Source organism: Gordonia polyisoprenivorans NBRC 16320 = JCM 10675, assembly GCF_000241325.1.
GTDB lineage: Bacteria > Actinomycetota > Actinomycetes > Mycobacteriales > Mycobacteriaceae > Gordonia > Gordonia polyisoprenivorans.
On the sequence record NZ_BAEI01000056.1, the window covers coordinates 126,771 to 142,104 of the forward strand.

A 15,334-nucleotide genomic window follows, 5' to 3' on the forward strand; every position below is an offset into this window, starting at 1 on the left:
GATGGGGGCAGGGCTACAGGGGGGCAGGGCTAAGGGCACCCTTGCTGGCACGAGGGAATCAATTACGTCACACTCGTGTTGTGAAAACCATGCGCGGTGATGTTGTGCGGGGCGAAACCGTGCCCGACGCCGCCCATCATGGTGTCCACGCCGATGGGCAGACGCGGGCTGCGGTCATCTCCCTGCTCGTGGAGGACGGGCCGTTGACGGCAGGGGAGATCGCCGACCGGCTCGGGATCAGCGCTGCCGGAATCCGTCGTCATCTCGACGCGCTCACCGCGGCGGGCGATGTCGAGGAAGCATCCCCGGCGTTCGGCCAGCGAGGCGGTCGAGGACGTCCGGCGAAGTGGTTCCAGCTGACCGCGGTCGGCCGGGGCAAGCTCCGCCACGCCTACGACGATCTCGCCGGCGCGGCGATGCGCAAGCTGCGTGACCTCGGCGGTTCCGATGCAGTCGCGGACTTCGCCCGCGAACGGGTGGAACGCATCGTCGAGGGCATCGATCCCGCGACCGATCCGTCCACGGTTGCCGGGACCGTCACCGAGATCGCCGAGGCGCTGACCAGTGCCGGATACTCGGCGAACACCCGGCAGGTCGGCGCAGGCATGCAGATCTGTCAGCACCACTGCCCGGTGGCGCATGTGGCCACCGAGTTCCCCGAGTTGTGCGAAGCGGAGACCGCGGTATTCACTGAGCTGCTCGGCACGCACGTGCAGCGACTGGCGACCATCGCCAACGGTGACTGCGCGTGCACCACCCACGTTCCGCTCCCGCATCCCGATCCACCCCCGGATGCCACCGCACGGTCGGATCCCGAAGAGCGTCAGCCGGATCCCGAAGAACATCAGCACAGCACGACCCCGACGAGTGATGCACAGCCCGCATCCGCTCGACACCCCCAGAGTCGAAAGGCTTCGCGATGACAGTCACCGATCCCACGGTCACCACCGCCGGCGAGTCCACCCCGGTCGGCAAGGCGGCGCCGCTCACGCAGGAAGAGACCATCGCGTCGTTGGGCACGTACGGCTACGGCTGGGCCGACTCCGACGTCGCGGGCGCCAGCGCCCAGCGCGGCCTGTCCCCGGCGGTCGTCGCCGACATCTCGGGCAAGAAGTCCGAGCCGCAGTGGATGCTCGATCAGCGTCTCAAGGCGCTCAAGATCTTCGATCGCAAGCCGATGCCGCACTGGGGTGCCGAACTCGACGGCATCGACTTCGACAACATCAAGTACTTCGTGCGTTCGACCGAGAAGCAGGCCACCTCGTGGGAGGAACTGCCCGAGGACATCAAGAACACCTACGACAAGCTCGGTATCCCCGAGGCGGAGAAGCAGCGGCTCGTCGCCGGTGTGGCCGCGCAGTACGAGTCCGAGGTGGTCTATCACCAGATCCGCGAGGATCTCGAGGCGCAGGGCGTCATCTTCCTCGACACCGACACCGGTCTCAAGGAGCATCCGGAGATCTTCCAGGAGTACTTCGGATCGGTCATCCCGGCGGGTGACAACAAGTTCTCTGCGCTGAACACCGCGGTGTGGTCGGGCGGCTCGTTCATCTATGTCCCGCCGGGCGTGCACGTCGACATCCCGCTGCAGGCCTACTTCCGGATCAACACCGAGAACATGGGCCAGTTCGAGCGGACGTTGATCATCGTCGACGAGGGTGCGTACGTGCACTACGTCGAGGGGTGCACCGCACCGATCTACAAGACCGACTCGCTGCACTCCGCGGTCGTCGAGATCATCGTCAAGAAGGGTGGTCGCTGCCGCTACACGACCATCCAGAACTGGTCGAACAACGTCTACAACCTGGTCACCAAGCGCGCCAAGGCCGAGGCCGGCGCCACCATGGAGTGGATCGACGGCAACATCGGGTCCAAGGTGACGATGAAGTACCCGGCCGTGTGGCTCACCGGTGAGCACGCCAAGGGTGAGGTGCTCTCGGTCGCGTTCGCCGGCGAGGGACAGCATCAGGACACCGGCTCCAAGATGGTGCATCTTGCGCCCAACACCTCGAGCAACATCGTCTCCAAGTCGGTCGCGCGGGGCGGTGGCCGCGCCTCCTACCGTGGTCTGATCAAGATCAACAACGGCGCGCACGGCAGCCGGTCGACGGTGAAATGCGATGCGTTGCTTGTCGATACCATTTCGCGCAGCGACACCTATCCGTATGTCGACATCCGCGAGGACGACGTCACCATGGGCCACGAGGCCACCGTGTCGAAGGTCAGCGACGATCAGCTGTTCTACCTGATGAGTCGCGGACTGACCGAGGACGAGGCGATGGCGATGGTGGTCCGGGGCTTTGTCGAGCCGATCGCCAAGGAACTCCCGATGGAGTACGCGCTCGAACTGAACCGTCTCATCGAACTCCAGATGGAAGGAGCCGTCGGCTGATGGCCGATCCGACATTGCCGGTGGTTTCCGCCGGACCGGTCAACAAAGGCGAGCAGTTCACGTCGTTCGACGTCAACGCCTTCGAGGTACCCAGCCCGCGCGAGGAGGCGTGGCGGTTCACCCCGTTCCGTCGCCTCCGCGGTCTGCATGACGGCACCGCCGAGCGCACCGCGGAGGCGACCGTGACGGTCGGCGGCGCGGGCGACGGGGTCACCGTCGACACCGTCGGGCGCGACGACGAACGTCTCGGCCAGGGCGGCGTACCGTTCGATCGCATTGCCGCGCAAGCGTATTCGTCATTCACCCAGGCGACCGTGGTGACGGTCGGGCGAGAGGTCGAGCTCGGCGAGCCGGTCACCATCGAGGTCACCGGACCCGGCGAGGGCCAGACGGCGTTCGGGCACCTGCAGATTCGGCTCGAACCGTTCGCGCGTGCCGTCGTCGTCCTCGATCAGAAGGGTGGCGGAACGTATGCGGAGAACGTCGAGTTCGTCGTCGGCGACTCCGCCGCACTGACCGTCGTCAACGTCCACGACTGGGCCGACGACGCCGTGCACGTGGCCGCCCACCACCTGCGGGTGGGACGGGACGCCACGGTTCGTCATTTCGCGATCAGCCTGGGCGGCAACCTCGTTCGTCTGTCCCCGGTGGTGCACTACGACGCACCCGGCGGTGACGTCGAATTGTGGGGTCTGTACTTCGCCGACGCCGGCCAGCACCTCGAACAGCGCCTGCTCGTCGATCACAGCCAGCCCAATTGCCGCTCCAATGTCGTGTACAAGGGTGCGCTGCAAGGCGATGCGACCGATCGTGCGCGCGAGGCGCACACCGTGTGGATCGGCGACGTGCTGATTCGCCCCGAGGCCGAGGGCACCGACACCTTCGAGCTCAACCGCAACCTGGTGCTCACCGACGGCGCACGCGCCGACTCGGTACCGAACCTGGAGATCGAGACCGGCGAGATCGTCGGCGCCGGACACGCCAGTGCCACCGGTCGATTCGACGACGAGCAACTGTTCTATCTGCAGGCCAGAGGTATCCCCGAGGATCAGGCCCGACGGCTGGTCATCCGCGGATTCTTCGGCGAGATCATCGCCAAGATCGCGGTTCCCGAGCTCCGCGAACGACTCGAGGCGGCGGTCGAGGCCGAACTCGAGATCGCCGGCGCCTGACCCGCCGACGTAAAAACCTCGCACCGGACATCAGCCCACACGCACCCACAGACACCCATCAAGGAATCAATCGTGAGCACACTGGAAATCCGTGACCTGCACGTCGACGTCGCGCAGAGCGACGCCGACGCCGAACCCATCCACATCCTCAAGGGTGTCGATCTGACCGTGAGCTCCGGCGAGACGCACGCGATCATGGGGCCCAACGGATCCGGCAAGTCGACGCTGTCCTATGCCATCGCCGGGCACCCGAAGTACCAGGTGACCCAGGGCTCGATCACCCTCGATGGCGAGGACGTCCTGGAGATGAGTGTCGACGAACGCGCGCGTGCCGGACTGTTCCTGGCGATGCAATACCCCGTCGAGGTGCCCGGCGTGTCGATGTCGAACTTCCTGCGGACCGCGGCGACCGCGGTGCGCGGTGAGGCCCCCAAGCTGCGCCACTGGGTCAAGGAGACCAAGGAGGCGATGACCGCCCTGGAGATCGACCCGTCCTTCGCCGAACGCAGTGTCAACGAGGGCTTCTCCGGTGGCGAGAAGAAGCGCCACGAGATCCTGCAGCTCGACCTGCTCAAGCCGAAGATCGCGATCCTCGACGAGACCGACTCCGGCCTCGACGTCGACGCGTTGCGCGTGGTCAGCGAAGGCGTGAACCGTTACAAGGAGTCCGAGAACGGCGGCATCCTGCTGATCACGCACTACACCCGAATCCTGCGCTACATCAAGCCCGATCACGTCCACGTGTTCGTCGGGGGACGCATCGTCGAATCCGCGGGCCCGGAGCTCGCCGACGAACTCGAGGACAACGGCTACGTACGTTTCACCTCGGCGGCCGCGAGCCGCTGACCCGGTGCACGACGCCGGGTCTGTGAAAGGAGCACTCGTGACTCTCTCCGCAGACGCCGTCGGGTCCGGGACCACCGGCCTCGACATCGCCGCAGTGCGTGCGGATTTCCCGATCCTGGCGCGCACCGTCCGGGACGACAAACCGCTGGTGTACCTCGACTCCGGGGCGACCTCGCAACGGCCTCTGCAGGTTCTCGACGCCGAGCGTGAGTTCCTGACGACCCGCAACGCCGCGGTCCACCGCGGTGCGCACCAGCTCGCCGAGGAGGCGACCGACGCCTACGAGGCCGCCCGGGAGAGCATTGCCGGTTTCGTCGGTGCCGCCCCCGACGAGATCGTGTTCACCAAGAACGCCACCGAGGCACTGAATCTGGTGACCTACACCCTCGGCGATGACCGCAGCGCCGATGTCCTGGGTGGCCGCGCACTCGGTGAGGGTGACACCGTCGTCGTCACCGAACTCGAACACCACGCGAATCTCGTTCCCTGGCAAGAACTCTGCCGCCGCACCGGTGCCACCTTGAAGTGGTACGGGGTCACCGGAGGGGATTCGGCCGACGCGGGACGGATCGATCTGGACTCACTGGACCTCGACGAGACCGTCAAGGTGGTGGCGTTCACCCATCAGTCCAACGTGACCGGTGCGGTCGCCGACGTCGCCGAACTCGCACGCCGTGCGCGTGCGGTGGGTGCGCTGGTGGTCCTCGACGCCTGCCAGTCGGTGCCGCACATGCCGGTCGACTTCGCCGCACTCGACGTCGATTTCGCGGCCTTCTCCGGACACAAGATGTTCGGACCGTCCGGTGTCGGCGTGCTCTACGGCAAGCAGGCGTTGCTGAATGCGCTGCCGCCCTTCCTCACCGGTGGATCGATGATCGAGACCGTGTCGATGGAGATGTCGACGTACGCGCCCGCACCGCAACGGTTCGAGGCCGGTGTACCGATGACCTCACAGGTCGTCGGCCTCGGCGCGGCGGTCGACTACCTGCGGTTGCTGGGCATGAACGCCGTTGCCGCACACGAGCACTCACTGGTCGAGCGGGCGCTGTCGCAACTCGGCGAGATCGGTGGCCTGCGCATCATCGGCCCGACCACCACCACCGACCGCGGGGGAGCGGTGTCGTTCGTCGTCGACGGAATCCACGCCCACGATCTCGGCCAGATCCTCGACGACGAGGGAGTCGCGATCCGGGTCGGCCACCACTGCGCGTGGCCGCTGCACAAGCGGTTCGGTGTCGCCGCAACCGCGCGTGCGTCGTTCGCCGCATACAACACCCTCGACGAGGTCGATGCGCTCGCCGCAGCGATCCGCAAGGCGCAGAACTTCTTCGGGGTGAATGCCTGATGCGGATGGAGCAGATGTATCAGGACGTGATCCTCGATCACTACAAACATCCGCACGGCCGTGGTCTGCGCGAGCCGTTCGGCGCCGAGGTCGCCCACGTCAATCCGACCTGCGGGGACGAGGTGACCCTGCGGGTCGCCCTGAGCGACGACGGCACCACCGTCGCCGACGTCTCCTACGACGGACAGGGCTGTTCGATCTCCCAGGCCTCGACGTCGGTGCTCTACGACCAGATCGTCGGGTTGCCGGTCGAACAGGCGCTGGCGACCGTCGACTCGTTCAACACGATGATGACCTCGCGCGGCAAGGATGACGGCGACGAAGACGTCATCGGCGACGGCATCGCCTTCGCCGGCGTGAGCAAGTATCCGGCCCGGGTCAAGTGCGCCCTCCTGGGATGGCTGGCGTTCAAGGACGCGTTGGCACGATCGGTCGAGGCACTCGAATCGCAACCAGCATCGCAAGGAGCGGAGACAGCATGAGCATCAATCCCGACGCGGGCGACGTCGACACCACAGCCGGTGACCCGGCGCCGACCGGCCCGAGTACGTCGCTGCCGCAATTCGACGACGTCGAAGAGGCCATGCGCGATGTCGTCGACCCCGAACTGGGCATCAACGTCGTCGATCTCGGACTCGTCTACGGCATCGAGATCACCGACGACGCCGTCGCGAAACTCGACATGACGCTGACGTCGGCGGCGTGCCCGCTCACCGATGTGATCGAGGATCAGACCCGCGGGGCGCTGGTCAACAGCGGACTGTGCACCGAGGTCGAGATCAACTGGGTCTGGCTGCCGCCGTGGGGCCCGGACAAGATCACCGACGACGGCCGCGAGCAACTGCGCGCCCTCGGGTTCACCGTCTAGCGGCCGGTGACCGGACCGGACGGCGGTGAGCCCGCATCCACCGGACCCGAGGGACACTTCCGACGGGTACGGCGGTGGCGTCCGCAACGTCACGAGTCACGGGTCGAGAAGATGATCCGCGAGGCGACCGAGCGCGGCGAGTTCGACAATCTGCCCGGAATGGGTAAGCCGCTCAACCTGTCCGGACTCGATGACCCCGATTGGTGGGCCAAGCAGAAGATCCGCGACGAAGACCTCGACTCGACCGCACTGTTGCCACCCACCCTGCAGCTGCGCAAGGAGCGCGACACCTTCCCGGAGTCGTTGCGCGGCATCGCCGACGAAGGCGTGGTCCGGACGATCCTGACAGACTTCAACACCCGGGTGAAGCAGGACCGGTTGCGTCCGAGCGTGGGCCCGGCCTCACATCTGGTGTGCCGCACCGTCGACGTCGAGGAGATGATTGACCGCTGGCGGTTGTTGCGACACAGTTGACCGGCCAAAACCGTTTGCCCCCACCGATAGTGTGGTCGGCGTGTTGATGACCCTGGAAGTACGTGGCGGACCGGACGGCCCGGCGACCGACGTCGGGTACCTGCTGCACAAGCATCCCGATCGGGTACAGCGGTTCCCGACCAGCCAGGGCGTGGCCACCGTCTTCTACCCGATCGCCGACGACGACCGGTGCCGGGTCGCGATGCATGTCGACGGCATCGGCATCCGTCCGACGCGCGATTCCGGGACATCGCGATACGTCACCGCCGTCCCGTACGAAGCGTCCACCCGCATGGTGGTCGCTCTGGGCAAGGTGTTCGGTGACGCACTGGCCGGACGCTGCCACCAGCGGCCCGAGCTGGTCGACCGAACGTGGGACCTCACCGTGCGCGCCGCTGCGGTTCCGTGCCCCGGTGGCCCCGACAACGTGAGTGCCGAGGATCTCTTCGAGCCGCTCGGTTGGACCGTCGAGATGACACGCGAGGCGCTGGTGCCGGTGGAATGGGGGAATTCCGACCACGGGGTGCTCACCGTGCGCGGATCGTTTCGCGTCGTCGACGCCCTGCGGCATCTCGCCGTGCTCCTGCCGGTTCTCGCCCGCGACAAGCACTACTTCGTCGACGACGCCGAGATAGAGAAGTTGGTGCGGCTCGGTGACATGTGGCTGCCCGCTCACCCGCACGCCGCGGCCATCACCCGCGCCTATCTGAAGGATCTGCCAGGTTTGGCCGACCAGGCGATCACCATGGTGTCCGGATCGGGTGAGCCGACCCCCGACGTCAGCGAGCCGCGGAACCGGTTGTCGCACACAAGGGCCCAGGAGGTCATCGGACTGCTGTCGGCCTCCGGTGCGCGGTCTGTCCTCGATGTCGGGTGCGGTGAGGGGCGACTGTTGGCCGAACTGGCGGCGCAGACCCCGATTCCGAGGCTCGCCGGTGTCGACGTCTCGTCCGACGCACTGCACCGTGCGGCGCGACGGTTGGAACTCGTGCGGCAGGTCGAGCTCTGGCAGTCGTCGCTGATGTACGCCGATCCGCGCTGCTCCGGATATGACGCGGTGGTGCTGATGGAGGTCATCGAGCACATTGACCGAGGGCGGCTGCCGGTGGCGATGGCCTCGGTGTTCGACGACATGGCCCCGGCCACCGTCGTCGTGACCACGCCCAACCGCGAGTTCAATGCCCGTTACGGGTTGGCCGCCGGCGAACTGCGTCACCCCGATCACCGTTTCGAGTTCGACCGTACGGAGTTCGCCGACTGGTGCGCGGAGGTCTCGGCGGAGTTCGACTACACCCATGTCCGTGGCGGAATCGGTGACCGGGACGCCGAGGCGGGGTCGCCGACCCAGTACGCCGTGTTCACCCGCACCGATCCCGAGCGATCTGCGGAGGGAGTGACACCATGACCGTCCTCGAGATCCCCGACCTGTGCCTGGTGGTCATGGTGGGAGTGTCCGGCTCCGGCAAGTCCACCTTCGTTCGCCGTCACTTCGACACCACCGAGGTGCTGTCGTCGGATGCCTTGCGCGCCATGGTCGCCGACGACCCCACCGATCAGTCGGCCACCGCCGATGCCTTCGCGGTGCTCTCCGACGTCGCCGGACGGCGTCTGCGTCGCGGACTGTTGACCGTGGTCGACGCGACCTCGCTGCGTCCGGAGGACCGTCGGGTGCTGCTCGACCTCGCACGCGAGGCAGACGTCTTCGCGGTCGCCATCATCCTCGACGTCCCGCGCGGCGAGCTCACCAGGAGAGCATCGGTCACCGGCACCGACGAGGGGGTCCTCGCACGGCAGTACAACCTGCTGCGCAACAGTCGAAAAGTGCTGCGCAAGGAAGGGTTCCGGTACGTCCATCATCTCGACGGAGTCGCCGAGATCGACGCCGCCCAGGTCGTCCGAACACGCCTGTACCACGACAAGCGCGATCTGCGCGGGCCGTTCGACATCATCGGCGACGTCCACGGATGTGCCACCGAACTCGTCGACCTGCTGCGCGCCCTCGACTGGGTGGTCGAGGTGGGTGACGATGGCCGGGTCCGCGGCGTCCCCGAACACCCGCAGGGCCGCACGGCGGTCTTCGTCGGCGATCTCGTCGACCGTGGTCCGGACAGCCCGCAGGTCATCGCGGTGGTGCGGGCGATGGTCGATGCCGGCCGCGCACTCTGCGTGCGCGGCAACCACGAGGAGAAGCTGGTGCGGTTGCTCCGCGCCGGACCGGGCAATGGGCGCGGGTCAGGTGGTGCCGAGATCCGCGCGCGACACGGTGCCGACCTGACGTTGGCGCAGCTCGCACAGACGACCGACGAGTTCCGCACCGAGGCAACGGAGTTCCTCGACGGTCTGATCACCCAGCTCGTGCTCGACGACGGACGACTCGTCGTCGCGCACGCGGGGCTCGCCGAGCGCTACCACGGACGCACATCGGGGCGGGTCCGCAGCGCGGCGCTCTACGGTGAGACCACCGGTGAGACCGACCGCTGGGGATTCCCGGTGCGGATCGACTGGGCCCGGAACTATCGCGGGCAGGCGCAGGTCGTGTACGGACACACTCCGGTACCGCAGGCGGCGTGGGTCAACAACACGATCTGCATCGATACCGGATGCGTGTTCGGTGGCGCGTTGACGGCGGTGCGTTACCCGGAGCGGGAGGTCGTGTCGGTGCCGGCACGGACGACGTACTTCGATGCCGGACGCCCGCTCGGTTACGGGCACAGCGCTGCCGACGACCGCGTGCGTGCACGGCTGCGCCTTGCCGACGTCGTCGGAAAGCGCTCCATCCGAACCGGATACGGGCCACCGGTGTCGATTCGCGCCGAGAATGCGGCGGCAGCACTCGAGGTGATGTCGCGATACTCCGTCGACCCACGATGGTTGCGTTACCTGCCGCCGACGATGAGTCCGATCGGCTCCGATCGCGACGATCTCCTGGAGAGTCCCGGCGCCGCATTCACGTTCTTCCGCGAGCAGGGCATCTCGAGAGTGATGTGCGAGGAGAAGCACATGGGGTCGCGCGCGATCATGGTGCTCACCGCCGACAAGGACACCGCGTTGCGCTGTTTCGGGGTGCGCGGTGGCAGTGGCGCTCTGTACACGCGTACCGGTCGGCCCTTCTTCGACGGCTCCGACGAGCACGCGCTCCTCGCGCGGGCGCGCACCGCGGCCACTGGGTTGTTCGACCGGCTGGACGCGACGTGGCTGATCCTCGACGCCGAGCTGCTGCCGTGGAACATCAAGGGCGAGAGCCTGGTTCGTGACGAGTTCGCCGAGGTCTCCGCGGCCGGCCGGGCCGAAAGCGAGGTGCTGCAGAGCGAACTGGCCCATGCACAGGCCCGCGGCCTGGCGCTGGACGCCGACCTCGACGCCCTCGTGCGTCGTCGAGCCGACCTCGGCGCGTTCACCGACGCCTACGCGGGCCATGTGCACCCGGGCGCCGGAATCGACGACGTTCGCATCGCGCCATTCGAGGTGCTGGCCTGCGGGGGTGGCTCGGCAGGGGAGATAACCCTCGAGTCACGCTCGCCCGCATGGCATCTGGACGCCGCCGCGACCCTCGCCGATGCCGACGACGGAGTGTTCACCCGAACCCGCCACCGCGTGGTCGACGTCGATGATCGGCGCTCGTGTGCGGCTGCGGAGCAGTGGTGGGCCGATCTGACATCGACGGGTGGCGAGGGGATGGTCGTCAAACCGTTCGCCAATGCGGTGCGCGACGCTGCCGGACGTTTGCCGCCGGCCGGGGTCAAGGTCCGTGGGCGTGAGTATCTGCGCATCGTCTACGGGCCATCGTACCTCGATGACCTGGCGCGCTTGCGATCTCGCGATCTGCGGCACAAGCGGTCGATGGCAGGGCGTGAGTATCGGCTGGGCCGTGAGGCCCTGGCCCGCCACGCGGCGGGAGCCCCGCTCTGGCAGGTGCACGAGTGCGTCTTCGGGGTGCTGGCGTTGGAATCCGAGCCCGTCGACACCCGCCTGTGAGCACTCACATCATGTGCCCCGTGAACACTCACATCATGTGTTCGGGATGGATGTGGGTGGGCATCAGCTGCAGCATCGACATCCGGAAGGCCATCTCGCGGCGGTTGTCGACGAGTTCGGAATACAGGTCGGTGAGGGCGGCGTCGCCGAGATTGTGCGGCCCCACCACGCGATAACAGGAAGGGTTGAAGCTGCCGAACCACAGCTGGATGAACAGCTTCGGGTTGGTGAGCATCATCCGCATCGGGATCAGACACCCGATCTCACGCGCGAGCGCGTCGAGGTAGAGCACCTGGGACGGGATCGCTTCGGTGTGCCGAGGGCTCAATGCCGTCCAGTACTCCTCCCACTCCTTCTCACGCCCGATGCGTTCGTCGATGTCGGCGGGCGGGGTGAGTGTGCCGCTGAGTACCCGGGCGAAGTACCGCGCCTGCATCTCCGCGCACACCGGGATTCCGCCGGAGAACGGACGCACGAAGCCGATGAAGGCCACCGTGCCCTGGTGTTCCGGATGCAGGAAGTGCTTGTACAGGTTGCGCACGTTGCCGTCCTTGACCTGTAGGTCGCCGATCGACAACGACTCCTTGGTGAAACCGGTACACAGCACCACCGTGTCGAACTCGGCGGAGGTGCCGTCGCCGAAGGTGATCGCGGTGCCCTGCGAGTGCGTGAGCCCGCGGTCGTTGAGTGTCACCCGCCCGCTCACCAGGTGCGGGATGAAACTGACGTTCTTGCAGAAGATGGTGCGTTGTGCCCAGCTGCCGTCGGGATGCGACCGTCGATTCCAGGTCCGGATCAGTTCGAAGTTCGCGTCGTCGTGCACGGTGCCCACGTCGAGTTTGGGCGGGAACATCGGCTCGCCCATCGGATTCAGTGCGGACTTCGGTCGGCGGCGGGCGGGAACGAGTCGTTCGGTTGCCACCCGGACCGCGCCGAGCGCGGTCGTCACCACCCCGAGGACGACCGAGACCGCGAGGAACACGGCCTTGGCGATCGTGCTCGTTCCCCAGAACGTGTCGAGGACGAACGGCTCGTCGCTCGAGCGGCGCAGCATCTCGTGGTGGTGCGACCGGACGGTCCCGTGGTCGGTGGTGCGGTCGCCGTTCATGATCCGGGGCAGCAGGTAGTTGTAGGAGCGGATCGACAGCGTCGCCGCGGCGGCGACGTCACCCACCTCGCGCACGATGTCGGCACCGGACTCGGCGAGCCCGACGATCAGGACGCGTTTTCCACGAAAACGTTCGTTGTTGCGGTACTCGCTGGAGTGCACGATCTCCCCGGTGAATCCCTCGAGCTCGGCGATGTCGCGATTCGGCGTGGCGAACGGCCCCGAGCACACCGCGACCGCGTCGAACCTTTCGGCACGGACGGCTCCGGCGGCGCCTCCGGCGTCGCGTACATCGACCCGCCACGTCGTGCCGTCACGGGTGACATCGACGACCTCATGACCGGCTCGGATGTGCTCGAGCAGACCGAAACGTTCGGCGTATCCCTTCAGGTAGTCGAAATATTGTGCCCGCGAATAGAACTCGCGCTCACCCCGACTGCCGTCGCTGACGTGGGGATGATCGGAGTAGGCCATCAGCTTCATCGAGATGGTCAGCATCAGGGTGTCGTAGGCCTTCATCTGCGCGGCGTCCGCGCCGTCGGCATCGCGCAGCCAGATCCCGCCGACATCCGGATTCTTCTCGAAACAGACCACCTCGTGGCCTTCGTCGAGGAGTTGTTTGATGGTCGTGAGACCGCACGGACCGGCGCCGACCACGCAGACCTTCATGGATGTCCTTCGAGATGCGAGTCGGGGCCCTGCCGCCGACACCCGGCACCGGATTGGTGTTAGGCGAGGCTAACATTAGTTGCAGGGCGCCCTCAAACCGCGCGACGAACCGGGGACCAAGGTCCCGCGAGAACCATGATGGTCACGCCGATCAGGTGCGGCCGCGCATCGTTCGTCGTACGAGGGTGGTACGGGTGGGCTGATCGAGAGCCGCGAACACCCGGCGCATCGCGGCAAGGGTGCCCGTGAGATCTGCGCGTTCGCTCAGGTAGCTGCGCTGTGACTCGAGCGGCAACGCGAGAAAGGCGTCGAAGAACCGAACGGTTTGCACGGGGTCGAGACCCAGCAGGACCGCGGCCCCGCGCAGGCGCAGACGCCACACCTGCCGTGCACGCCACGGCCACAACACCTCCGAGGCGTCCTCGTCGTCGGCGACCGCCCGTGCTGCGGTGTCGGCCCACCGCAGCGCGGACGCCACGCCGTATCCGGTGGTCGGATTCACGAATCCGCCTGCGGCGCCGAATCGCAGCGGCTTGAGACGCCACGGGGTGGGCGAGGCGACGAGCACCGGGAACGACACCCGCTCACGGTGCCGTGCGCCGTCGCCGGAAATGCCGTGGCCGGCCAGGCGGACGGTGAGGCGGTTGGCGAGTTCGGCGACCGGCAGGGCCGGGCGGCCGATCAGGCAGGTCTCCTCGAGGAGGATCGCGTCGTCGCCGACGGGTACGGCGTAGAGGAACGACGGTGCCGCGCCGCGGGGGCTCCACGGCGGACCGTGTCGCGGCGCTCGCCAGTCCATGAGGACCGCCTCGGCGCCGTCGAGGACCGGCGCCGCCTCGTCGCGTCCGACCACGATGCCGAATGCCGTCTGGCGCGGGGCCGCCCGGGCCGACGGGCCGTCGGCCGCCGCACCCCGACAATCGAACACCGTCCCGGCGCGATGGACGGTGCCGCCGTCGGTGATGACCCGGTCGGGGGCGACGTGCCGCGCCCGGGCCTCGACGACGTCGACGCCGTCGAGGTGCAGGCGTCGTTGCAGCCCGACCGTGTCGAAGACGCTGTAACCGCGTGGGATGTGACGCCGGTGGACCGCATGGGCGGCCACCGACGCCGTCCGTGCGGCGATCACCGAGTCGTCGAGCCATGCCGGTAGCTCGTCGGTCCACGCCGCATACGTTGCGGTCCATCGTCGTTCGACGCGCGAATCGATGAGCGTCACCGGCACGCCGTGATGGGCGAGCCGATGGGCCAGTGCCCGGCCGGAAGGTCCGGCACCGATCACGATCGCGGCCGGGCCCCTCACCCCAGCACCCTTACCCCAGCACCCTCACACCCGGCCCGCGCGACGTCACTCACACGGTGCCGGTGGCCATGAGGCCTCCGTCGATCCGCAGTGTCTCGCCGGTGATCCACGACGAGCCGTCGCCGGCCAGGAATGCTGCCGCGGCGGCGATGTCCTCGGTTTCGCCGAGACGTCCGAGTGGGTACCGCGCGACCGCCTTGGCCTCGTTGTCGCCGCTGATGAGCACGTCGGCGAACTTGGTCCGGACGATGGCGGGTGCGATGGCGTTGACCCGGATGCCCGCGGGTCCGAGTTCCCAGGCGAGTTCTTCGGTCAGCCTGATCAGCGCTGCCTTGGACGCGCCGTAGGCGGCGATCACGCCGGTCGACCGCAGCCCGGCCACCGACGCCACGTTGATCACCGCGCCTCCGTGCTCGGCCATACCCGCTCGGTATGCCTCCTGGACGAAGCCCAGCGCCGCAACCACGTTGGTGTCGAACGTCTTTCGGACGGCGTCGAGATCGGCGTCCATCAGCGGCCCCGCGGTCGGCGCGATGCCGGTGTTGTTGACCAGGATGTGGATCCCGCCGTTCGACACCGCCGCGGCCACGGCCTCCGCCCGGTGTGCGGCGTCCCCGGTGTTGCCGGGCGCCGCGGTGACCCGCGCGTCGGGGACCACGGTGCGAATCTGCGCAGCGGCGGCCTCGAGTGCATCGGGCTTGCGGCCGGTGATGACGACGGCGGCTCCGCGACGGGCGAGTTCGGTGGCGATGCCCAATCCGATACCCCGGCTGGAGCCGGTGACGAGAGCGGAACGACCGGTGAGGTCGGGTACGGGAAATGAAGTGGTGTCGGTCACAGGTGTCACCTTATCGACTTCTCGTCCGTCATCCGTGCGGCACCGTCGACACCTGCGAATTTGCTTAGGCTATCCTCATCACGAAGCGTATGGAACTGGGAAGCGAGGTGCGGTGAGGGTGAGGCCGACCGTCGGCGTCGTGATCCCCGTGTACCGGTGCGCGCCCTATGTTCGAGGCTGCCTCGAATCGGTTCTGGCGCAGACCTTTCCCGTCGACGAGATCGTGCTCGTCGATGACCGTGGGGGCGACGAATCGGTTCCGCTGGCCCAGCGGGTGCTGGCCGAGCACGGGCGCCCGCATACGCTCATCCGCCAACCCCGCAACGGCGGTCTGGGACGGGCGC

General features: G+C 67.4%; 14 protein-coding genes. 11 read left to right on the forward strand and 3 right to left on the reverse strand.

The window, feature by feature from the left end:
- Positions 1 to 89: 89 nt before the first annotated feature.
- The 10 genes from GOPIP_RS13830 to GOPIP_RS13875 all read left to right on the forward strand — a co-directional run bounded on the left by GOPIP_RS13830 (position 90) and on the right by GOPIP_RS13875 (position 11,072).
- Positions 90 to 923 (forward strand): helix-turn-helix transcriptional regulator, encoded by an 834-nt coding sequence (locus tag GOPIP_RS13830; protein WP_244421150.1) that lies wholly within the window; start codon positions 90 to 92, stop codon positions 921 to 923.
- Complete coding sequence (sufB, locus tag GOPIP_RS13835) at positions 920 to 2,392, forward strand: Fe-S cluster assembly protein SufB (RefSeq protein ID WP_006370315.1); 1,473 nt, start codon at positions 920 to 922, stop codon at positions 2,390 to 2,392. The genes GOPIP_RS13830 and sufB overlap by 4 nt, the downstream gene beginning before the upstream one ends.
- The gene (gene sufD, locus GOPIP_RS13840) at positions 2,392 to 3,564 is read left to right on the forward strand and encodes a Fe-S cluster assembly protein SufD (RefSeq protein ID WP_006370316.1); all 1,173 of its coding nucleotides are present in this window, start codon (positions 2,392 to 2,394) and stop codon (positions 3,562 to 3,564) included. Before sufB ends, sufD begins: the two co-directional genes overlap by 1 nt.
- Before the next feature lie 72 nt (positions 3,565 to 3,636).
- Positions 3,637 to 4,410, forward strand: coding sequence for a Fe-S cluster assembly ATPase SufC (gene sufC, locus GOPIP_RS13845; protein WP_006370317.1), 774 nt, complete (start codon positions 3,637 to 3,639; stop codon positions 4,408 to 4,410).
- 37 nt (positions 4,411 to 4,447) lie between these two features.
- Positions 4,448 to 5,755 (forward strand): cysteine desulfurase, encoded by a 1,308-nt coding sequence (locus tag GOPIP_RS13850; RefSeq protein WP_006370318.1) that lies wholly within the window; start codon positions 4,448 to 4,450, stop codon positions 5,753 to 5,755.
- Positions 5,755 to 6,237: a Fe-S cluster assembly sulfur transfer protein SufU gene (gene sufU, locus GOPIP_RS13855; RefSeq protein WP_006370319.1), complete on the forward strand. Its 483-nt coding sequence runs from the start codon at positions 5,755 to 5,757 to the stop codon at positions 6,235 to 6,237. Before GOPIP_RS13850 ends, sufU begins: the two co-directional genes overlap by 1 nt.
- Positions 6,234 to 6,623, forward strand: coding sequence for a metal-sulfur cluster assembly factor (locus GOPIP_RS13860; RefSeq protein WP_006370320.1), 390 nt, complete (start codon positions 6,234 to 6,236; stop codon positions 6,621 to 6,623). Before sufU ends, GOPIP_RS13860 begins: the two co-directional genes overlap by 4 nt.
- Positions 6,624 to 6,629: 6 nt before the next feature.
- Entirely contained in the window at positions 6,630 to 7,097 is a 468-nt protein-coding gene (locus tag GOPIP_RS13865) for a DnaJ family domain-containing protein (RefSeq protein WP_006370321.1), read from the forward strand.
- A 40-nt stretch (positions 7,098 to 7,137) separates the two neighbouring features.
- Positions 7,138 to 8,502 carry a 3' terminal RNA ribose 2'-O-methyltransferase Hen1 gene (locus GOPIP_RS13870; RefSeq protein WP_006370322.1) on the forward strand — a complete coding sequence of 455 codons (1,365 nt, stop codon included), beginning with the start codon at positions 7,138 to 7,140 and terminating at the stop codon, positions 8,500 to 8,502.
- Positions 8,499 to 11,072: a polynucleotide kinase-phosphatase gene (locus GOPIP_RS13875; protein WP_006370323.1), complete on the forward strand. Its 2,574-nt coding sequence runs from the start codon at positions 8,499 to 8,501 to the stop codon at positions 11,070 to 11,072. Before GOPIP_RS13870 ends, GOPIP_RS13875 begins: the two co-directional genes overlap by 4 nt.
- Positions 11,073 to 11,100: 28 nt before the next feature.
- Here GOPIP_RS13875 and GOPIP_RS13880 read toward each other — a convergent pair whose 3' ends face one another.
- The 3 genes from GOPIP_RS13880 to GOPIP_RS13890 all read right to left on the reverse strand — a co-directional run bounded on the left by GOPIP_RS13880 (position 11,101) and on the right by GOPIP_RS13890 (position 14,990).
- Positions 11,101 to 12,849, reverse strand: coding sequence for a flavin-containing monooxygenase (locus GOPIP_RS13880; protein WP_006370324.1), 1,749 nt, complete (start codon positions 12,847 to 12,849; stop codon positions 11,101 to 11,103).
- A gap of 151 nt (positions 12,850 to 13,000) precedes the next feature.
- Positions 13,001 to 14,152, reverse strand: coding sequence for a lycopene cyclase family protein (locus tag GOPIP_RS13885; RefSeq protein ID WP_006370325.1), 1,152 nt, complete (start codon positions 14,150 to 14,152; stop codon positions 13,001 to 13,003).
- Between the two features lie 49 nt (positions 14,153 to 14,201).
- Positions 14,202 to 14,990: an SDR family oxidoreductase gene (locus tag GOPIP_RS13890; protein ID WP_006370326.1), complete on the reverse strand. Its 789-nt coding sequence runs from the start codon at positions 14,988 to 14,990 to the stop codon at positions 14,202 to 14,204.
- Positions 14,991 to 15,108: 118 nt separating this feature from the next.
- On the opposite strand from GOPIP_RS13890, the gene GOPIP_RS13895 reads away from it, so the two are divergent.
- On the forward strand, positions 15,109 to 15,334 hold a 226-nt coding region (locus tag GOPIP_RS13895), incomplete at its 3' end, for a glycosyltransferase family 2 protein (RefSeq protein WP_138944118.1).

Excerpts from the sequence above, each read along its gene's own strand:
- sufD (WP_006370316.1), top strand. The coding sequence starts at position 2,392 with ATGGCCGATCCGACATTGCCGGTGGTTTCCGCCGGACCGGTCAACAAA.
- GOPIP_RS13830 (WP_244421150.1), top strand. The coding sequence starts at position 90 with ATGCGCGGTGATGTTGTGCGGGGCGAAACCGTGCCCGACGCCGCCCAT.
- sufU (WP_006370319.1), top strand. The coding sequence starts at position 5,755 with ATGCGGATGGAGCAGATGTATCAGGACGTGATCCTCGATCACTACAAA.
- GOPIP_RS13880 (WP_006370324.1), bottom strand. The coding sequence starts at position 12,849 with ATGAAGGTCTGCGTGGTCGGCGCCGGTCCGTGCGGTCTCACGACCATC.
- GOPIP_RS13860 (WP_006370320.1), top strand. The coding sequence starts at position 6,234 with ATGAGCATCAATCCCGACGCGGGCGACGTCGACACCACAGCCGGTGAC.
- GOPIP_RS13875 (WP_006370323.1), top strand. The coding sequence starts at position 8,499 with ATGACCGTCCTCGAGATCCCCGACCTGTGCCTGGTGGTCATGGTGGGA.
- sufB (WP_006370315.1), top strand. The coding sequence starts at position 920 with ATGACAGTCACCGATCCCACGGTCACCACCGCCGGCGAGTCCACCCCG.